Annotated in this window: 1 protein-coding gene; it reads left to right on the top strand. The window is 56.4% G+C overall.

Translation table 11 applies throughout. From position 1 onward, the window contains the following. A partial coding sequence (locus NLU14_RS22945; protein WP_275710956.1) for a hypothetical protein occupies positions 1-186 on the top strand: 186 nt, incomplete at its 5' end. Positions 187-234 lie beyond the last annotated feature (48 nt).

The following is a 234-nucleotide window of genomic DNA, read 5'->3' as shown; positions in this document are numbered from 1 at the left end:
CACAACGAGCTGAAGGTGATCAACGAGCGCAATCAGTTGCTGATCCAGCAATCCCTTGAGCTCATCCGGTACGAATTGGACTTGATCGCGGGGCCTTCCGAGCAGGAGATCACGTACGCGCCGACGTCGGCAGGTCAAGGATATGTGGGCGGAGCGTCCCGGAGATCGTTCGATACGCGCGCTTGAGATCGCGCATTTATACAACCGAGATAGGGGATGAAGCGCTTTGAGATC

The sequence above is a fragment of the Marinobacter iranensis genome, from assembly GCF_029207565.1.
Taxonomy (GTDB): Bacteria; Pseudomonadota; Gammaproteobacteria; order Pseudomonadales; family Oleiphilaceae; genus Marinobacter; species Marinobacter iranensis.
The sequence above is the reverse complement of the archived record's forward strand: the minus strand, read 5'-3'. Positions and strand labels throughout refer to the sequence as shown.